The following is an 18,734-nucleotide window of genomic DNA, read 5'->3' on the forward strand; positions in this document are numbered from 1 at the left end:
TGATTTATAATTTATTGAATATGTAATTTAATTTTAAATAGAATGCTCTTCCTGGCTTTTGAACAGATCGGTTATCATAAGCGGCTTGGTCAAAAATATTTTTGACATCAAAGCTTAGTACGAAGTTTTCTTTTGGAAACGAATAGCTAAGTCCAAAATCATTTATAAATTGTGTAGGAACCAAATTTCTACCATCATCTATCGTGTTTCCATAAACAATAATATATGAGAATTCGTCTGTAAAGTAAGCGTTGTAAAATAAGTTTAAACGCCCTTTTTCTTGAATAAAATTATTTATAGAGTAACGCAAAGCACCATTCATGGTAAATAACGGTGTATTAGGTACATCAGTAATATTACCGTACTGATTTTCAAATTCTAGTGTTAGTCGAGAAAGGTTGAAGTTGAATCCAAAATTATTTTTATACGTGTAGTTTAGTTGAAATTCTATACCTTGGGAGGTGGTTTCTTCATTAAAGTTGTCGTATTGAACAAGTTCGTCGTTTTCCCATCTGTCTCCAGCACTTGGAGGTAAGCCTATTATGTCCTGAATTTTTCTGGAAAACAGATTTGTTGTTACCAGTAATTTGTGATTATTGAAATTGAATTCCCCGAACCTAAACCCCAAATTTATATTGTTACTTATTTCGGGTTTTATGCTTGGGTTTTCTACAACATTATCTCCAGCATCTCCAAAAACCTCAGTTTCATTAGGCAATCGGATAGCTCTTTCTGCAGAAGCTAGTACCGTAAAATTTTGGAAAAGTGCATAAGATGAGGCAAATCCAAAACCGTTATAATGTTTATTACTGGTATATATATCTTCAATTACTTCGGTTCTATCATCGTTAAATTCAGGCCTAATGCGTTCTACCTTTTGACGATAATGTTTGCCAAATAGGTTGAATTTTAATTTATCGTCGAATGCGTTTAATTCATAACTTAAAGAAAAAATGTTTTTGTGTAAATTACTGGTTTGTCTAAACGTGTTTTCCAATAAAGAAACCATCTCGTCGTGGTCTTCTCTATCTACTCCACTGTAAATATGATTTAATAATAATTTATGATGATTATTAATTTCATAATTGATTCCAGAACGTATTGAAGCTACTTTTCTATTTATGTTGAGTAAAGTTGGGCCGCCTTCTTGTTGCGAGCCCCAAGAGTTTTCTAAATCGATAGACTCCCCATAGGGATCTGAAAAATCTACAGGGCGTTGTTGTCTAACACCTAGCCAAGTGTAAGCGTAGGCTGTTGTGTCGTTAACAATTCTGTTTCTTTCTCCAATTAATCCGTTTGTATTAAAATCCAGACCTTGTACGAATAAATCTTTCTTTTGGTAGTTGAAATTAGTAAGTAAAGCATCAGATTCTAAAAAACGACCTTTATATGGGTGAATAGTCATAAAAGCACCATGCTGTACTTCTTTGTAGTCATCAGAACCAGTTATACCAATAAAAAATTGGTCAGCCCATTTTACATTAGTAAAACCAAACTCCATCATCCCTCCAGTAGATTTATAGGCGTCGTTAAAACGTCTTGCTGTTATTGGGATTTGACTACCATCAACCTCAATGTGTTTTACTTGTCCGCCCCAAACTTTATAATCGTTGTCGGAATAATTATAAAAGCCAGAAGCTTTTACAGTAAAGCCCGATTTATCGAATCTATACAGGCCGTTAGCGCTGGTTTGTAACGTGTTAAATGAGCCGTAAGATACCGAAGCATTAAAGTTTGTTCTGGTAGAATTCTGTAAAACAATATTAATGGCTCCTCCTAAAGCATCATCGGCTAAATGCCCGGGCACAACACCTTTGTATACTTCAATACGTTTAATCATTGATGGCGGGATACTGTTTAAGTTAAACGAAGAACCATAAACCGAGATAGGAATACCATCAATAAAAATACGAACAGCGCCACCAGACAAACCGTTTAAACTATACTGTACTTGTGAACCTAAACCACCATTTTGTCTTAGTTTTACACCAACTGTGGTGTTTAACAGTTCGTTGGTTTGTATGTTTCTTAAACTAGCCTCTTTGGTTTCAACAACATTTACGGAAAACCCCTCATTTTCTATTTTCGACTTTGTAGATTGAGTTTGTACTAAAACTTCTTCTAAGTCATGAAATTCGGTGATTTCTAAAGTAGCATGATGGGTTTTATCAGTCGCATCATGAACAACATTTATACTGTGAGACTTTGCATTCAAGGAATGCATTTGAATATTATAATTACCGTACGGAATGTTTTTAAACAAATACTCACCATTAATATCCGAAATGGTTTCGTGTTTAAGATCGTTTCCTGTTAAAACAATATGTGCACCTAAAACGGGTTCGTTATTATCAAAAATAACGGAGCCCTTTAAATGCCCTTGTTGAGCGATTAAAATATAGCTAGTTAGAAAAAAACAAATACTTAAAAGTCTTTGGTTTAAGACCATGATTAAAAATTTTCACGCAAAACTAATTTTTATTTAGATTTATTACAAATAAAAATAGCGGTTTTAGACAAGAGTATTGCGGTTTTGGAAATACTTAAGTTTGTTGTTTAAAATGTTATGAATTTGTTAATTATTCTCGTTTTAATAGAGGATATGATAATTGATGTGGGTGAATATGAAGTGATTTCATAAAATAAAGCAATCTGGTTGCCAACTTAAAAACCAAATTTTAGTTGAATACTTACACTTTTTTGTTCTGTTTGGCCTTTGGTTTCAGTATTTAAATTCGAAATAGAAATGCCCAGTAATCGCACCGAATTGTTTATTTTTTCTTGCGCTAATAGTGTTTTAACGGTGTCTAAAATTAAAGATGTATCGCTTACAAAGTACGGTAAGGTTTTGCTTCGTGTTTGTATGGTAAAATCACTGTATTTTATTTTAAGGGTAATGGTTTTGCCTGCAACTTTGTTTTTTGTTAAACGTTTAGATACTTCTTGGGCAATGTGTTTTAGCTTTTCCAGCATAAATATTTCGCTAGATAAATTTTCGCTAAAGGTGCGTTCTGCTGCTAAAGATTTTCTAATGCGGTTTGGCTTTACTTCGCTATTGTGTATGCCACGAACTACATGGTAATAGTACCTTCCAGATTTACCAAAATGCGTATCGAGATAATCTATAGATTTTGCTTTTAAGTCTTTGCCCGTAAAAATGCCTAATTGGTACATTTTTTCGGCAGTAACCTTGCCAACGCCATAAAATTTTCTGATGTCTAAATCTTCTAAAAAAAGCAATACATCTTCTGGGTTTACCGTTTTTTGTCCGTTAGGTTTGTTGTAGTCGCTAGCTACTTTTGCAATAAATTTATTGATGGAAATTCCCGCAGATGCTGTTAAACCGACTTCGTTAAAAATGCGTTGTCTTATCTCTTGTGCAATTAGCGAGGCACTTGGGTTTCCTTTTTTGTTAATGGTAACATCTAAATACGCTTCATCTAGCGATAAAGGTTCAACTAAGTCGGTGTAATCGAAAAATATAGCTCTAATCTTCTTCGAAATATCACGATAACGTTCAAAGCGTGGTTTTACAAAAATTAAATCGGGACAAAGGCGTTTGGCTTGCAATCCGCTCATGGCACTTTTAACACCAAATTTTCGGGCTTCATAACTAGCGGCGCTAACTACTCCGCGCTTCTCACTGCCTCCTACAGCAATGGGTTTACCTTTAAGTTCAGGGAAATCCATCTGCTCTACAGAAGCGTAAAACGCATCCATATCTACATGAATTATTTTTCTTATTGGTAAATCGCTTTGCATCGTGTAAATTTATAACATCTTTTAAAAATTGTATGGTAGAGATAGAACGTAAATTTTTAGTGAATTCTGATGCTTTTAAAGCCGAGGCAATTAAGAGCACAAGAATTATTCAAGGCTTTTTAAATACCGATAAAGCCAGAACTGTTAGAGTGCGTTTAAAAGGAGAAGAAGGGTTTTTAACCATTAAAGGACTGTCTACAGCCGATGGTTTGTCGCGTTTTGAATGGGAAAAACGTATTGCTAAATCGGATGCCGAATCGTTATTGAAATTATGTGAAGAAGGTGTTATCGATAAAATACGTTACGAGATTAAAGAAAAGGAACATATTTTTGAAGTCGATGAATTTTTTGGAAGCAATGCAGGTTTAATAATCGCAGAAGTAGAACTCAATCATGTTAATGAAAAATTTGCCAAACCCTCGTGGTTAGGACAGGAAGTTACAGGAAATATTAAGTATTATAATTCACAATTAAGCAAACACCCGTACACAACATGGAAAAGATAAAACACATCATTTTGTTATCTGTTCTAATTTTGGTTTTAAGTTGTAAAAATGAAACCAAACCAGAGCCTTTAAATGCAAATACAGAGATAGATACATTGTCTACAGAAGCGATAACAGATACCTTAGATGTATTTGAAGACGAAGTCGTAAAAACGAAATCGCAAAAAGAAATTAAAGCCGAATTAGAAGCCCAAGGTTTTAAGACGTTTGATTATATAGACGAAAAAACTAAAGACACCATTTTAATGCAACAATACTTTATTGCATTCTTAAAAAGCGGGTCGGTAAGAACACAAAATGAGGAAGAAGCCCAGAAATTACAGGAAGCTCATTTAGCCCACTTAGGGAAAATGTACGAATTGGGTTATGCCGATATTTCTGGTCCATTTGGAGATAACGGAAAAATACGTGGTATTACCATTTATAATGTGCCTACGCTTAAAATGGCCGATAGTTTAGCCAATGCAGACCCTATGGTGCAAGCTGGTAGATTGGAAATAGAAGTGCACCCGTGGTGGGCAGCCAAAGGTTTTATGTTGCGTTAATTCTCTAAATATTAAAAAATGAAGTTTAAAGCCGTTATTTTTGATTTGGATGGCACTTTAGTCGATTCGGTTGCAGATATTGCCGATGCCATGAATCAGGTATTAGAGCGTTACGATTATCCAACATTCACTTACGAAGAATACAAAATTTTTATAGGTCATGGCCTTAAAAATCTCGCCGAAAAAGTGATACCTGCACCCGATAAAACAGAGCAGTTGGTAGACGAGGTATTTAAAGGCATGTTGGAGGTTTATAAAGCAAACTGTGTGGTTAAAACAAAACCGTATCCAGATATTTTATCACTTTTAAATCAATTGGCGGAAACCGATTTAAATTTAAGTATTTTCTCGAATAAAGCCGATGCGCTTACCAAAGAAATTGCCATGACTTTGCTTCCAGATTGTTTCGATTTTGTTTTGGGTTTAACAGACGAAACTTTAAAAAAACCAAATCCGTTTAAAGCCTTAGAAATTGCAAAAGCTTACAACTGCGAGACTACAGACATACTTTTTGTAGGCGATACGAATGTTGATATGCAAACAGCCAACAATGCAAATATGCACGGTGTTGGTGTAACTTGGGGATTTAGAACTAAAACAGAATTAGAAGCCAATGGCGCTCGGTATGTTATAGATTCTCCGTTAGAATTATTGGATGTACTAAGTGTATAAAGGTTTATGTATATACCGTGGTGGATTTTATGTCGTTGCTGTTCGGTTAACGAGATACCTATTATAAAAAAACAAAAACGGTTCAAGTTGACACTCAAACCGCTATGCTTACATAAATTTATATTCAGTTATTATCTCTTTTCTACTTGTTGTATATAAGTTTCTTTCAAAAAGTCCTCAACTGAAACTGGTTCTCGTCCCAATATATTAGCTAAATCCTGAGTAGGATGGTCAAAATATCCATTCTTTACTTGGTTAGCAAACCCCAGGTTAGATTGAATGTACATTTCAGGGATACCCGCTTCTTTACTTTGTTGTTCGTAGGTTTCAGAATCAATTGGATTGTATTCCAGATTTTTACCCGTCAATTCAGATAGTATTTCCATAACCTCATTGAAACCTACTGAAACAGTACCTCCAAATTCATAAGTTTTATGATCATGCTCATCTGTGGATAACACTATGGCTGAGCCAATTGCCATATCCTGTCTAGTAGCAAACGATAGTTTTCCTTCGCCCATTGGCATTGAATAACCAGTATCTAAAACGCTTTCACCTAATATCATTGGTAAGGATTCCATATAAGGTGCATTTCGAAGTATGGTATAGTTTAAACCGGATTGTTTAATAGCTTCTTCGGTTAAGGCGTGCATATCAGCAGCTCCTTCAGGATTATTCTTACCTAGTGACTTTTCACCTTGTGTACTTGTATATACTATACTTTGAACGTTGCTATTTACTGCTGCATCAATAACATTTTTATGAACTGTAAAATCTTGTGCTGCTTCGTGAGTAGATACAAAGAAAAGGGTTTTAATACCATTGAAAGCTTTTAGCAAGGACTCCTTACTGGCATATTCACCAATTCTTACTTCAACGCCTAATGCGGCAATTTCTTTAGTTTTGTCACTTACTTTACGAGCTAATACTGCTATTTCGGATGCTGACTTTTCTTTTAATAGTTCTGTTAAGGTCAAATAGCCTAAATGACCTGTTGCTCCTGTTATTAGTATCATGATTTCTTAAAATTTAAAGTTGATTATCGTTTAATTGGAACCTCACAGCCATTTTCATCACAGGTATAACCAGATAGGCTTTTGCTAATTAAAGGTTTGTAAGGACCATCATCTTTTAAAATGCCTGAGAGTGTCTCTTTAAACACCTCTTTAGGTTGTGCTCCCGATAGCGAGTATTTTTTATTAATTACAAAATACGGTACGCCACGTAGGCCATTATTAATACCGTCTTGTATTTCCGATTTGATTTCAGCTCTATATTGGTCGCTTTTCAACATGGCTAAAGTTTCTTCTTTTGAGATACCAAATTCTTCACCTAATCCTGCCAACACATTTGGGTCTGCTATATTTTTAGCCTCCAAATAGGAAGCTTCAAAAAGTCGCTTTGCCATTGCTTTGCCATGACCTCTTTGTTTGGCCATATAAGCAAAACGGTGTGCATCCATTGTGTTTACCATAATTACCGAATCCATGTGTAGTTCCACATTTGCACTACTAGCCATATCCTCGATGTATTTTGACTTTTTTCTCGCTTCCTCTAAGCTAAAACCGCTTTGCTTAGCGATTTCATTTACGGTAAAAGCTCCTTGCAATGTAGGGTTTGACTGAAAGCTCTTGTATACCACTGTAGCATTGATACCTAAATCAGCAATCGCATTATCAAGGTTGGCTTCCCCTATATAACACCACGGACATAGGTAATCTGACCACACTTCTACAAGTACGGTACTATCTTCATTTATTGCGGTTTCTGATATTTTGTTTTCTGTAATCATCATTTCTTGATTTTGATTATTGGACTGTGCTGTTACTTTAAAAATGGCTATCGTACCGATGACAATGGTGCAAATACCAATAAAGGAAACTGCTTTTAGTCTGTTTTTTTTATAAGCTATTTTCAATTCCATATTGTGCATTTAGAGTTATAAGTGGCTAATAATCTTTAATTCTCACACAAAAATAGACAGGTGTTTATTTATCAACAAGTGTTTATTTATCTTTGCAGAAAGATTTAAGAAATTATAGATTAGATATGTTGCTTAATGAACATTTTAAAGAAATCTGTTGAATAATACCGCTTTGAAAACACAATGAAAAATGGACAGAAGAGTTAAAAAATCGAGACAGGCTTTATTTGATGCTTTTACGAAATTGATGGTCGAACATCCTTTTCAAAAGTTATCTATTGCGATGGTCACAAAAGAAGCTGATGTAAATAGAGGTACATTTTACCTTCATTTTAAGGATAAATTTGAGTTACGAGAACAATGCATTGATATGCATCTTACACAACTCATGACCAGTTGCGCAGGTGGAATTAAAGAAGAGTTTACGTCTAAAAAAGCCATGCTGACCACCTTTGATTACTTAAATGACAATGCTGCTTTTTATAAGGTGATGTTAACAGGAGAGGACAATACTTTCTTTCGAAAAAGAATGGAAGAAATTCTAAAAGTTGGATTAAGTGATTTTATTGAAAGCAAGACCATAAAAGACCCAATTGATAAAGAAATCATGATACAGGCTACAATTTCAGCAGGTGCAGGTTTAATAGAGTGGTGGCTAACAACCAAAACTGATCTTGAACCGAGTTATTTGGTAGAACGATTTTGGGGTATTATTAATGTTGAGCGGTAGTTTTTTTAATGGTATACAACAAGTTGTTAAACCGAAAATTCGTATTCACGTTCTACTTTACAAATTTTAACGTTGTAGTACGAATACCATTTTAATTTGCCCAATGCTTGCGCTTGTTTGTGTTCGGTTTGTTGTTTCCATAATTTAATGGCTTCAAGGTCTTTCCAGTAACTCACAGTAATTCCTATGGTACTTCTAGCGCTATCTACACCTAAAAATCCAGGTTGGTGTTTGGCCAATTGTTCCATATGTAGCGCTATGTCGTCGTAACCAGAATTAATTTCGGTGCGTTTAGATGTAAAAATAACAGCGTAATAAGGTGGTTTCATAATAAAGGGTATAAAAAAGCAATGCGATTTAAATTCAAAATTAATATATTTAAAGTGTGAATACACTAACTAATAGCATTAAAATAATTGGTTGTTTCCTATTGTTTTTTTACTCAAACTCAACCTTAGCACAGCTTGGTTTTTGCTCTGGAAATTCAGGAGCGCCAATTTTTAAAGAAGATTTCGGGGCAGGTTTAACAAACGGACCAGCACTTCCTGAAGGCACTACTACATATATTTATGTAAACGATTCTCCTAACGACGGTTACTATACAATATCTAGTAATACGAATTGGTTTGGGTGGCATAATACGAGCGATCATACTGTAAATGATACAGATGGTAGAATGCTGATTGTGAATGCTAACGATAATAAGGCCGATGAATTTTTTAGAACATCTATTGAAGATTTGTGCGAGAATACTACTTACGAATTCTCTGCCTGGGTTTTAAATTTATTGCCCGCATCTGGATGTAATGGTATTGGCATTCCTATTAATGTAAAGTTTCAAATTTGGGACGATACAGATACTGTTTTACTTGCAGCTGGCGATACTGGAGCCATTAGCGGTACAACATCGCCTAATTGGGAACAATACGGATTGGTATTTACCTCGGAACCTGGACAAGACTCTGTTATTCTCAAAATGATAAATAATGGTGTTGGTGGCTGTGGGAATGATATTGCAATAGACGATATTGTTTTTAAGTCTTGTGGCGATAAAATTATTGTTGAAGATATTAACCTGCAAACAGATGTAGTCGCCTGTGAATCTGAAACCCCTGTGGCTTTAGGTACGCTTAAAGCAAATCCTACAACAGGAATTTCGTCATCTCATTATTATCAATGGCAAATTAGTAACGACGATATTATTTGGACAGATATAGTTGGTGCGGTAAATAGTGAGTTTACTCCTAACCCAGTGTTGCAAACAACGTTTTATAGGGCTAAAGTGGCCGAAGACCAAATAAATGTGAATAACGATAATTGTAATTCGTTAACCGATGTTTTTAAAATTGAAGTAATTCCAACTCCAAAAGACGCTGTAAGTAACGGAGATGTTGTTGTTTGCGACAATAACCAACAACCTATTAGTGTGAGTGTACCTTCGGGAATAACTGTTAATTGGTACGATTCGGTTTCTGGAGGAAATTTAATTGAAGCCAATAATACATCATATCAACCTAATAAAACAGGTACGTATTATGCTGAAGCAGTTTCTGTTGCAGGCGCTTGTACTTCTAACAGCAGGACTGCGGTAACTTATACTGTTTCTGATGCGCCAATAGTTTTTGATGAAACCTTGTTATTGTGTAATTCCGAACCCTTAATTTTAAATGCTACACAGCCAGATGTAAGTTATTTATGGAATACAGGAGAAACATCATCCTCAATTACAATTACTACACCAGGAATTTATACTGTTACAATTACTAATTTAGCAGGCTGTTCTAGTCTAAAAACATTTACTGTAAATCAAATTTTAACACCAGAAATAGAAAGTGTTACTTCTAAGGGGAGCGCTATTAATGTTAAAACGACATTACCTGGCGATTTTGAGTATTCTTTAGATGGAAATAATTATCAAGCAAGTAATGTGTTTAAAGGTATAGATGGTGGCTATTATACTATTTTTGTACGCGAACGCAATGGTTGTGGTGTAGATATCCAGACGGATTATCTTCATTTTGTTATTCCGTTATTTTTTACCCCAAATGGAGATGGTAATCATGATGTTTTCAATTTAATAGGTATCGAAACGTATAACACTTCAGAAGTATCTATTTTTAATCGCTATGGGAAGTTAATTATGTATTCAAAAAATCAGCCTTTTTCTTGGGATGGAACTTTTAATAATGAAAATTTACCAGAATCGGATTACTGGTATGTAATAGAAATCAATTCGCAAAAGTTTACAGGCCATTTTACCTTAAAAAGATAACTTTATTTTATAAGTCACTGTCAATTTAAAGCCGTTTATAATGGTTATATTCGCAATAATGTATTGTGTAAATTGAAAAAAAATATAAAATGAAGTCAGTTTCAGCAAAATTCGAAATAAAAAAAGTGCTTAAATCATTTGGAATTAAAGAGATAAATGATGGCACATCTACAGGAGTTAAATCATTTGCAAGTGGTTCGGAAACTATACAAAGTTACTCGCCTGTCGACGGACAATTAATTGGTGCTGTAAAAATTACAACACAAGCAGATTACGAAACTGTTATAACGTCGGCTCAAGAAGCTTTTAAAATCTGGAGAACAACACCAGCACCGCAACGTGGTGAGGTTGTTAGGCAGTTCGGAGATAAATTGCGAAAGCATAAAAAGAATTTGGGCACCTTAGTATCCTACGAGATGGGAAAGAGTTTTCAAGAAGGCTTAGGCGAGGTTCAAGAAATGATAGATATCTGCGATTTTGCTGTGGGGTTATCGCGTCAATTACATGGTTTAACCATGCATTCCGAGCGCGCTGGCCATCGCATGTACGAGCAATATCATCCTTTAGGCGTGGTTGGTATTATTTCGGCTTTTAATTTTCCTGTAGCCGTTTGGTCTTGGAACACCGCATTGGCTTGGGTTTGTGGCGATGTTTGTATTTGGAAACCTAGCGAAAAAACACCATTAACAGGTATTGCCTGTCAGTATTTAGCAGCCGAAGTGTTTGCGGAAAATAATTTGCCTGAAGGCATTTCTTGTTTAGTAAATGGCGATTTTCATGTAGGCGAAATGTTAACTAAAGACAAGCGTATACCTTTAATTTCTGCAACCGGATCTACCCGAATGGGTAAAATTGTAGCGCAGGATGTTGCTGCCCGACTGGGTAAATCGTTATTGGAATTAGGCGGGAACAATGCAATAATTGTAACGCCCGATGCCGATATAAAAATGACGGTTATTGGTGCTGTTTTTGGTGCGGTAGGAACTTGTGGTCAACGGTGTACGTCTACAAGACGTCTAATTATTCACGAGAGTATTTACGATACTGTTAAAGATGCTTTAGTACATGCGTACAAACAATTAAAGATAGGAAATCCTTTAGATGAGAAGCATCATGTAGGGCCTTTAATCGATACAGATGCGGTTGCAATGTATAACGATGCCTTAAAAAAAGTGGTAGAAGCAGGTGGAAATATTATTATTGAAGGAGGTGTGTTAACTGGCAAGGGCTACGAAAGCGGGTGCTATGTTAAACCAGCTATAGCCGAAGCTAAGCCTGAATTTGAAATTGTGCAACACGAAACTTTTGCTCCAGTATTATATTTATTAAAATATTCAGGAGATGTTTCTGAAGCTATTGAAATTCAAAATAACGTAGCTCAAGGATTATCGTCTGCAATAATGACTAATAATTTAAGAGAAGCCGAACAATTTTTATCGGTTAATGGTTCCGATTGCGGTATTGCTAATGTTAATATAGGAACTTCGGGTGCCGAAATTGGTGGTGCTTTTGGAGGTGAAAAGGAAACAGGTGGCGGAAGAGAATCTGGTTCCGACGCATGGAAGGTGTATATGAGACGACAAACCAATACCATTAATTATACCGCTAATCTGCCTTTGGCACAAGGTATTAAGTTCGAATTGTAAGGATTAGAAATACAATTGAAAAAAGCGTCATCAAATATTTTTGGTGACGCTTTTTACTTTATAACAGATTTTTTAACAGTTAAACGATAAGTACTTTGTATTTAATCGGTTATGTTTTTTTAATCTAAAATCTTATTGAAAAAATTAATACCTTAATGGTCAATAACTTAAAATTAATTAACCAATGAGTAAAAAAGCACTTTACCTACTCGGTATTTTGTTAACCATTTTTCTTGGTACAGTTTTGTATAACAGTTTGTGTGCAACCTGTTGTGCAGAAGAAGAAATTGTAGAAGAAACCATGGTAATAGAAGAACCTGTAGCGGCCACAATGAATCCGTTTTTGGTAAACGATTCTAACGGAGATTTAAACATTAATGTTAACGATAACATTAATTTTAAGGTTTCTGGTATTTCAATTTTACAACCTGTCTCTCAAAAGGTTGAAAATGGTATAGATAGCCTAAAGCGTTATTTAGGGGCATATCCTTTAAAAACACTTAAAATTACAGGGTATTACACGAGCGACGAGATTAATAATTCTGCATTTCCTAATCTAGGGTTAGCGCGTGCCAATGCGGTAAAAAACTATTTTGTGTCTAAAGGCATGTCTTCGCGACAAATAGATACATTTGGCGAACTTAATGATACATTGGTTCCCGATCAAGACGATGTGTTTTATGGTCCGGAAGCTTACGAGATTGTTACCAGAGAGGAGGGAGACGAGTCGCATTTAGAGGGGCTTACTTTAATAGCAGAAGATATTAAAGCAAATCCGTTAGTGTTGTATTTCGATACTGCCGAATCTAGTATTAATTTAAGTACAGAACAACGCGAGAAAGTAGCTAAAATTTCTAGGTATTTAGATAAAGTAGACGGTGCAGCCATTACTATTGTAGGACATACAGATAACACTGGGAATGCAGAAAGTAATATGGTGCTTGGGCAAAAACGCGCCGATTTCGCAAAATCTTATTTTATAAGAAATCATATACCAGAAAGTAAAATAACTACCATTTCTAAAGGGCAAACAGAACCTATAGCCGATAATACAACCGATGAAGGTAAAGCCCAAAATAGAAGAACCATTGTAACCTTAAACTAAAAAATCAATAAAAATATAAATTATGAATATGTGTATTTTAATCCCGTTAATTGTTGGACTAATAAGTGCTTTACTAGGCTATTTGTTAGGCAAAGCAGGTCAGAAACCAGTAGATGTTAGTGGTTACACCTCTAAGATATCTAAATTAGAAGCCGATTTAAAAGATTGTAACTCTAAGCTTGGCGCTTTAAAAATGCAAGACAGCAGAATGGCGGCTGCTATGGCAGCTCCTTTAATTGCTTTTAATGCGGCAGAAGCTAAAGCAATTTATGGTAAACTGATAAAAGAAAACGATTTAAAAATTGTAGAGGGTATTGGGCCTAAAATAGAACAATTGTTTCACGACTCTGGAATTACAACTTGGAAATCGTTGTCCGAAGCGAGTATTGCTACCTGCCAGAAAGTGCTTGACGGAGGCGGTGAGGCTTACAAAGTGCATAACCCTGGAACTTGGCCAGAACAAGCTAAGTTGGCTTACGAAGGACAGTGGAAAAAACTATACGAATGGCAACAGGTTTTAAAAGGCGGTAAATAGTATTTTAAAACTTATATTTAAAAAAAACCATCTGTTCGCAGGTGGTTTTTTTTGGATCCTGATAAGGCACTAAAACCATTGCGTCTACAATGGTTTTAGTGTATATTGAAGTAATACTAAACCTTGAAAATGATCGATATGGTTCAAAGCGGGGTTTTATTTTGGAATACTATGAAGATACAAAGAATTGCTGACAGGTAGTCTTTCTCTTTTCCTTTGGAGGAAGATTATGACCTTTTTTACTATGTTTTTTTACAGAGTGCTTTAGGTGAAATTTAACAAACTATTCTTTGGGATGAGCTAGTTTACAATTTAAAATTAAAGAGTAAAAATTGGGCAATACCATGTTGTTCAGACCTGAAGCTTGTTGATCAACTCAATGGAAATTTGGATTATCAGTTTTACTGTTTAGATTCCGCTTTATATTACATATTAAAATTCCCAGAAACCACAAGTTATGGTTTTTCCGTAGTAAAGTTTTAAAAGAAAAACTTAGTTTTAGAGAAAAAAAATGCAGTATGATAACACGAATGTTTAAGTCGTTTTTTATAAGTCTATTATGTATTGTTTTAGTAGGTTGTAGTAATGATGATGACAATAACCAATCCCTACCTCCTGAAACACAAATAGGTGCGGGAACTTTTGCCTGTAAGGTTAATGGTAAGTCTTTTATAGATACTAGTGGGGGGTATTTTAATTGTTATTATCAATATATAGATGGTGGATATTATTTTGGTATACAAGGTGATGATAGGGTAGGATCCTTTATAAGCGTAAATATTGGTACAGAAAAAAAAGAAATTAAAGAAAATGAAACATATAAATTAATGGATATTGTCCCTAATAATGCGTGGGCAGGAAGTAGTTTTAATCCTAATTCTACATCTCAAATATTTACAACAACAAATTCAAAATATACGGGTGAGCTATATATAAGTAAATTTGATTTGGTAAATAATATCGTGTCGGGTACGTTTTGGTATGATATAGAAAATCCATATACTGGAGAAATTGTCGAAATACGCGAAGGCCGTTTTGATACGCTGTTTACGCAATAGTAGCGTCAGTTTATTCGAATATTACCTCAGTAGGCTAGGCGTTGCAAGTTTAAAAGCTTACTTTTTTCTTCTTTTACTATATATCTGAAAGAGCATAAAAATGGTAAATAAAATTAAAATAGGAAGAATAACCACCAAGTCGAATCGAACCATAGCTGTACCTTGTTGGTTGGCCCAATTCATAAACAGAATTTCCCAAACAATAAAAGCCAGCCAACACACCGATAAAATAATAATTGCTCTTTTTTTATTCATAACACATTACTGAATTATTTTTTTAAGTTAAATTTTAACGAAAACGTTTTTTTATTCATAAAAATTAATCAAATAATTCGTATAAATTAAATTTACATAAAAATTGTAAAACTATACCAAGCTTTCGGATAACCTTTAGTATTTTTATGAAAATTAAAGAAGAAGTAAATAATGTCAGTACAACCAAAATTAACTAGATTTAATCAAAACGTTTTATCTAAGTATCAAATCTACAACAGCATCTTCATGACGCTGCCCTTCGATGCGATAACCAAAACAGGTGTGTTATTGCCCCTTTTTCATGAAACCTGTACCAAAGGGTTTCAAAATGGGGATAATCCATCTACAATCGTAGAGACTTTTTTTAAGAAGTATCAGGCACGCCGTTCAGAAGAGAGTCAGATAAATTTACTCTTTCGTTTCATTCAATATATAGAACGCCAAGTGGTGTTGTTTGATGCTATTGAAGATGCCGCTTTTCCGGTGGTTAATAATATGGAGGGTATTGGTACGCTCCGTAGTTTAAAAGAAACAGCATCATCAGAACAGCGTCGCGAAGAGTTAAAAAAATATTTAGAAGAATTTAATGTAAGAATTGTGTTAACAGCACATCCAACACAATTTTATCCGGGTTCTGTTTTAGGTATTATTACCGAATTAACTAAGGCTATTCGCGAAGATAACTTATTGCAAATAAACGATCTTTTAGGCCAGTTGGGTAAAACACCGTTTTACAAGCATAATAAACCAACACCTTACGACGAAGCCATTAGCCTTATTTGGTATTTAGAAAATGTTTTCTACTACTCGTTCGGAACCATTTACGATTATATTCAACAAAACATTTTTGATAATGGCCCGATAGATAACGATATTTTAAACATTGGTTTTTGGCCGGGTGGCGATCGCGATGGAAATCCATTTGTAACGCCAGAAATAACCATGCAAGTGGCACGCCGTTTAAAGCAGACCGTGTTAAAGAATTATTATAGAGATGCTCGAAAATTACGCCGCCGCTTAACATTTAAAGGGGTAGAGCACCGTATAGTGGCTATAGAGACCAAGCTTTGGGACCACATGATTAATCCTTTAGATACGTCTATTTTGCCGTTAGAAGAATTAAAAAGCGAATTGGAAGTTATTAAGCAATTGCTAAAAGACGAGCACCAATCGTTATACCTTACAGAAGTTAATAGCTTTATAAATAAGATTAAGTTGTTTGGCTATCATTTCGCTAATTTAGATATCCGTCAAGATAGCCGCGCTCACGATAAAGTATTTACCCAAATGGTAGAAGCGGTTATTGCTTCGGGAAGTGATATTTTCCCAGAGGATTATTTGAGTTTGTCTCAAGACGAACAAGTTGCCGTTCTATCTAAAGTAAAAGGGAAAGTAGATTTAGCTTTATTTGAAGACGAAGAAGTTTTAAAAGCCTTAAAAACCATGCAGGTTATTAAGGAAATTCAAGAAGGCAATGGCGAGCAAGCCGCAAACCGCTATATTATTAGTAATAACCAAACCACTTTAAATGTTATGCAGTTGTTTGCCATGTTAAAGTTAGTGGCATTTCACGATGAATTGACTGTAGACATTGGGCCGTTATTCGAAACGGTACCCGATTTAGAGAATGCACATTTGGTTATGGAAGAGTTATATACCAACCCAGCATACAGTGCTCACTTAAAAAATCGCGGTAACAGACAGCATATTATGTTAGGTTTCTCCGACGGTACAAAAGATGGTGGGTATTTAATGGCCAACTGGGCAATTTTTAAAGCCAAAGAACGCCTAACAGAAGTCTCTAGAAAATACGATGTAACCGTTATATTTTTTGATGGTCGCGGTGGACCTCCTGCACGTGGTGGCGGAAAAACGCACCAGTTTTATGCGTCTTTAGGGCCAACAATTGAAGATAAAGAGGTGCAGTTAACCATACAAGGACAAACCATAAGCTCGAATTTCGGAACTTTAGACTCGTCGCAATACAATTTAGAGCAGTTAATAAGCTCGGGTATTTATAACCGTTTTAACGAGAAGGAAAACGCCATGTCTGAGACTAATACAGAAGTTATGAACGATCTGGCGACTATCAGTTATAAAACCTATGTCGATTTTAAAAATCATCCGATGTTCGTGCCGTATTTAGAGCGTATGAGTACGTTAAAATACTATGCTAAAACCAATATTGGTAGTAGACCATCTAAACGCGGTAAAGGCGATGGCTTGGTTTTTGAAGATTTAAGAGCTATTCCGTTTGTAGGGTCTTGGAGCCAACTAAAACAAAACGTACCTGGATTCTTTGGTGTTGGTACTGCCCTTAAAAAATACGAAGATGCAGGAGATTTCGATAAAGTACAACAATTGTACAAAGACTCTAAATTCTTTAAAACGCTTATAGAAAACAGTATGATGTCGCTGTCTAAATCGTTTTTCGATTTAACAAAATACATGGCCGACGACCCTGAGTTTGGTGCATTTTGGACTATCATTTACACCGAATTCGAAACGACTAAGCGTTTATTGTTAAAGCTTACGGGGTACGAAGTCTTAATGCAAGACGAGCCTGCTGGTAAAGCTTCTATCGACATTAGAGAATCTATAGTGTTACCATTGTTAACCATTCAGCAATTTGCATTGCGTAAAATCCAAGAGTTGGAAAAAGCAGAGGTAAGAGATGAAGAGCAAATTAAAATTTACGAAAATCTTGTAACACGCTCGTTATTTGGTAATATTAATGCCAGTCGTAATTCGGCTTAATTAAGAAACTTATATATTGAAAAACCTCCGAACACAAATTCGGAGGTTTTTTTATGGGCAGAGGTTCAAAATTAAAAAGCCCTTCAAAGTTTTTAAAACCTTGAAGGGCTAAGTTTTCTTTATATATCAATTACGCTACTTTCTTCAATAAATCGAAACACGGGCATTTTTTGCAACGTTTCTTTTCCGATTTCTGATACTTTTCGCAGCATTTGGTTTTGCACTTATCCGAAATTTCTATTCCGGCATTCAATAAAATTTTCTTAGCTTTTTTAAGCTCTTTTTTTTGTGTCTTTTTATCTTTTTTCTTGCCCAAAACTCATGTGTGTTAGCATGTTGGGTTCAAAAATAATTATTTTAAATTAATCTAAATAAGATTAAATGTTAAATTATTCTGGACTTTCTTGGACGGCAGTGCTTACGGTAAGTTGGTTAATATCACGGTCAAATAAATATAATCCGCCTTTGTCGTCTCCAATCATATTTATCTTATCTAAAATAGTGCGTGCCATGGCTTCTTCTTCTATTTGTTCGGACACATACCATTGTAAGAAGTTGTGTGTCGAGTAGTCTTTCTGTTCTAAAGAAATATGTACTAATTCGTTTATACTTTCGCTTACAAAAACTTCGTGTTCAAATAACATTTCAAACATCCCTTTAAACGATTTAAAGGTAACGTTTGGTGCTTTCAATTCAGAGATTTGTGCATGTCCGCCACGTTCGTTAACAAAACGGACTAATTTTAGCATGTGCTCACGCTCTTCGTCAGACTGTTTGTACATAAAATTAGCAACACCTTCTAGGCCTTTCACTTCTGCCCAACATGCCATGGCAAGATAGATTTGCGAAGATTCGGCTTCAATTCGTATTTGCTTGTTTAATGCTTTTTCTATAATTTTTGATAACATAATTTCTTTTTTATATTTAGTAATTTATATTTAGGAAAGCCTGTATCGTAACATGTCAT

At 35.1% G+C, this 18,734-nt stretch carries 17 protein-coding genes; 10 read left to right on the forward strand and 7 right to left on the reverse strand.

Translation table 11 applies throughout. The features are described from left to right. Positions 1-4 precede the first annotated feature (4 nt). Positions 5-2,449 carry a TonB-dependent receptor gene (locus ACR9EA_RS00600; RefSeq protein ID WP_435136016.1) on the reverse strand — a complete coding sequence of 815 codons (2,445 nt, stop codon included), beginning with the start codon at positions 2,447-2,449 and terminating at the stop codon, positions 5-7. 215 nt (positions 2,450-2,664) lie between these two features. Continuing rightward, the gene (gene dinB, locus ACR9EA_RS00605; protein ID WP_435136018.1) at positions 2,665-3,762 is read right to left on the reverse strand and encodes a DNA polymerase IV; all 1,098 of its coding nucleotides are present in this window, start codon (positions 3,760-3,762) and stop codon (positions 2,665-2,667) included. 32 nt (positions 3,763-3,794) lie between these two features. Between dinB and ACR9EA_RS00610 the strand changes: the two genes are divergently transcribed. From ACR9EA_RS00610 to ACR9EA_RS00620, 3 genes are read left to right on the forward strand one after another with little or no spacing between them, the layout of a single operon-like run. Further along, positions 3,795-4,268, forward strand: a complete 474-nt coding sequence (locus ACR9EA_RS00610; protein WP_435136020.1) for a CYTH domain-containing protein — start codon at positions 3,795-3,797, stop codon at positions 4,266-4,268. Then, the gene (locus ACR9EA_RS00615) at positions 4,256-4,813 is read left to right on the forward strand and encodes a YciI family protein (RefSeq protein ID WP_435136022.1); all 558 of its coding nucleotides are present in this window, start codon (positions 4,256-4,258) and stop codon (positions 4,811-4,813) included. Before ACR9EA_RS00610 ends, ACR9EA_RS00615 begins: the two co-directional genes overlap by 13 nt. An 18-nt stretch (positions 4,814-4,831) precedes the next feature. Further along, the gene (locus ACR9EA_RS00620; RefSeq protein WP_435136024.1) at positions 4,832-5,485 is read left to right on the forward strand and encodes an HAD family hydrolase; all 654 of its coding nucleotides are present in this window, start codon (positions 4,832-4,834) and stop codon (positions 5,483-5,485) included. 131 nt (positions 5,486-5,616) lie between these two features. Here ACR9EA_RS00620 and ACR9EA_RS00625 read toward each other — a convergent pair whose 3' ends face one another. Together ACR9EA_RS00625 and ACR9EA_RS00630 are read right to left on the reverse strand one after the other, a co-directional pair. Beyond that, positions 5,617-6,501 carry an NmrA family NAD(P)-binding protein gene (locus tag ACR9EA_RS00625; RefSeq protein ID WP_435136026.1) on the reverse strand — a complete coding sequence of 295 codons (885 nt, stop codon included), beginning with the start codon at positions 6,499-6,501 and terminating at the stop codon, positions 5,617-5,619. A gap of 23 nt (positions 6,502-6,524) precedes the next feature. After that, on the reverse strand, positions 6,525-7,409 hold the full coding sequence (locus ACR9EA_RS00630) for a DsbA family oxidoreductase (RefSeq protein ID WP_435136028.1): 885 nt from the start codon (positions 7,407-7,409) through the stop codon (positions 6,525-6,527). A 190-nt stretch (positions 7,410-7,599) separates the two neighbouring features. Between ACR9EA_RS00630 and ACR9EA_RS00635 the strand changes: the two genes are divergently transcribed. Further along, positions 7,600-8,139 carry a TetR/AcrR family transcriptional regulator gene (locus ACR9EA_RS00635; RefSeq protein WP_435136030.1) on the forward strand — a complete coding sequence of 180 codons (540 nt, stop codon included), beginning with the start codon at positions 7,600-7,602 and terminating at the stop codon, positions 8,137-8,139. A gap of 26 nt (positions 8,140-8,165) precedes the next feature. Here the strand turns inward: ACR9EA_RS00635 and ACR9EA_RS00640 are convergent, their stop codons facing one another. Further along, complete coding sequence (locus ACR9EA_RS00640) at positions 8,166-8,468, reverse strand: antibiotic biosynthesis monooxygenase family protein (protein ID WP_435136031.1); 303 nt, start codon at positions 8,466-8,468, stop codon at positions 8,166-8,168. A gap of 56 nt (positions 8,469-8,524) precedes the next feature. Between ACR9EA_RS00640 and ACR9EA_RS00645 the strand changes: the two genes are divergently transcribed. The 5 genes from ACR9EA_RS00645 (at position 8,525) to ACR9EA_RS00665 (ending at position 14,755) form a co-directional block, all read left to right on the forward strand. Then, positions 8,525-10,411 (forward strand): T9SS type B sorting domain-containing protein, encoded by a 1,887-nt coding sequence (locus ACR9EA_RS00645; protein ID WP_435136033.1) that lies wholly within the window; start codon positions 8,525-8,527, stop codon positions 10,409-10,411. Between the two features lie 89 nt (positions 10,412-10,500). Then, positions 10,501-12,057, forward strand: a complete 1,557-nt coding sequence (gene amaB, locus ACR9EA_RS00650) for an L-piperidine-6-carboxylate dehydrogenase (RefSeq protein ID WP_435136035.1) — start codon at positions 10,501-10,503, stop codon at positions 12,055-12,057. A gap of 184 nt (positions 12,058-12,241) precedes the next feature. Continuing rightward, positions 12,242-13,162 (forward strand): OmpA family protein, encoded by a 921-nt coding sequence (locus ACR9EA_RS00655; protein WP_435136037.1) that lies wholly within the window; start codon positions 12,242-12,244, stop codon positions 13,160-13,162. 22 nt (positions 13,163-13,184) lie between these two features. Next, positions 13,185-13,697, forward strand: a complete 513-nt coding sequence (locus ACR9EA_RS00660) for a hypothetical protein (RefSeq protein ID WP_435136039.1) — start codon at positions 13,185-13,187, stop codon at positions 13,695-13,697. Between the two features lie 518 nt (positions 13,698-14,215). Continuing rightward, a complete protein-coding gene (locus tag ACR9EA_RS00665; protein ID WP_435136041.1) occupies positions 14,216-14,755 on the forward strand; it encodes a hypothetical protein in 540 nt (179 codons plus the stop codon). A gap of 57 nt (positions 14,756-14,812) precedes the next feature. Here ACR9EA_RS00665 and ACR9EA_RS00670 read toward each other — a convergent pair whose 3' ends face one another. Next, entirely contained in the window at positions 14,813-15,010 is a 198-nt protein-coding gene (locus ACR9EA_RS00670) for a hypothetical protein (protein WP_435136043.1), read from the reverse strand. Between the two features lie 171 nt (positions 15,011-15,181). Between ACR9EA_RS00670 and ACR9EA_RS00675 the strand changes: the two genes are divergently transcribed. Continuing rightward, the gene (locus ACR9EA_RS00675; protein ID WP_435136045.1) at positions 15,182-17,767 is read left to right on the forward strand and encodes a phosphoenolpyruvate carboxylase; all 2,586 of its coding nucleotides are present in this window, start codon (positions 15,182-15,184) and stop codon (positions 17,765-17,767) included. Positions 17,768-18,156: 389 nt separating this feature from the next. Here the strand turns inward: ACR9EA_RS00675 and ACR9EA_RS00680 are convergent, their stop codons facing one another. After that, positions 18,157-18,675 (reverse strand): ferritin, encoded by a 519-nt coding sequence (locus tag ACR9EA_RS00680; RefSeq protein WP_435136047.1) that lies wholly within the window; start codon positions 18,673-18,675, stop codon positions 18,157-18,159. Positions 18,676-18,734: the final 59 nt, after the last annotated feature.

It is taken from the genome of Formosa sp. A9, assembly GCF_051200825.1.
In the GTDB taxonomy this organism is placed as follows: Bacteria; Bacteroidota; Bacteroidia; order Flavobacteriales; family Flavobacteriaceae; genus Formosa.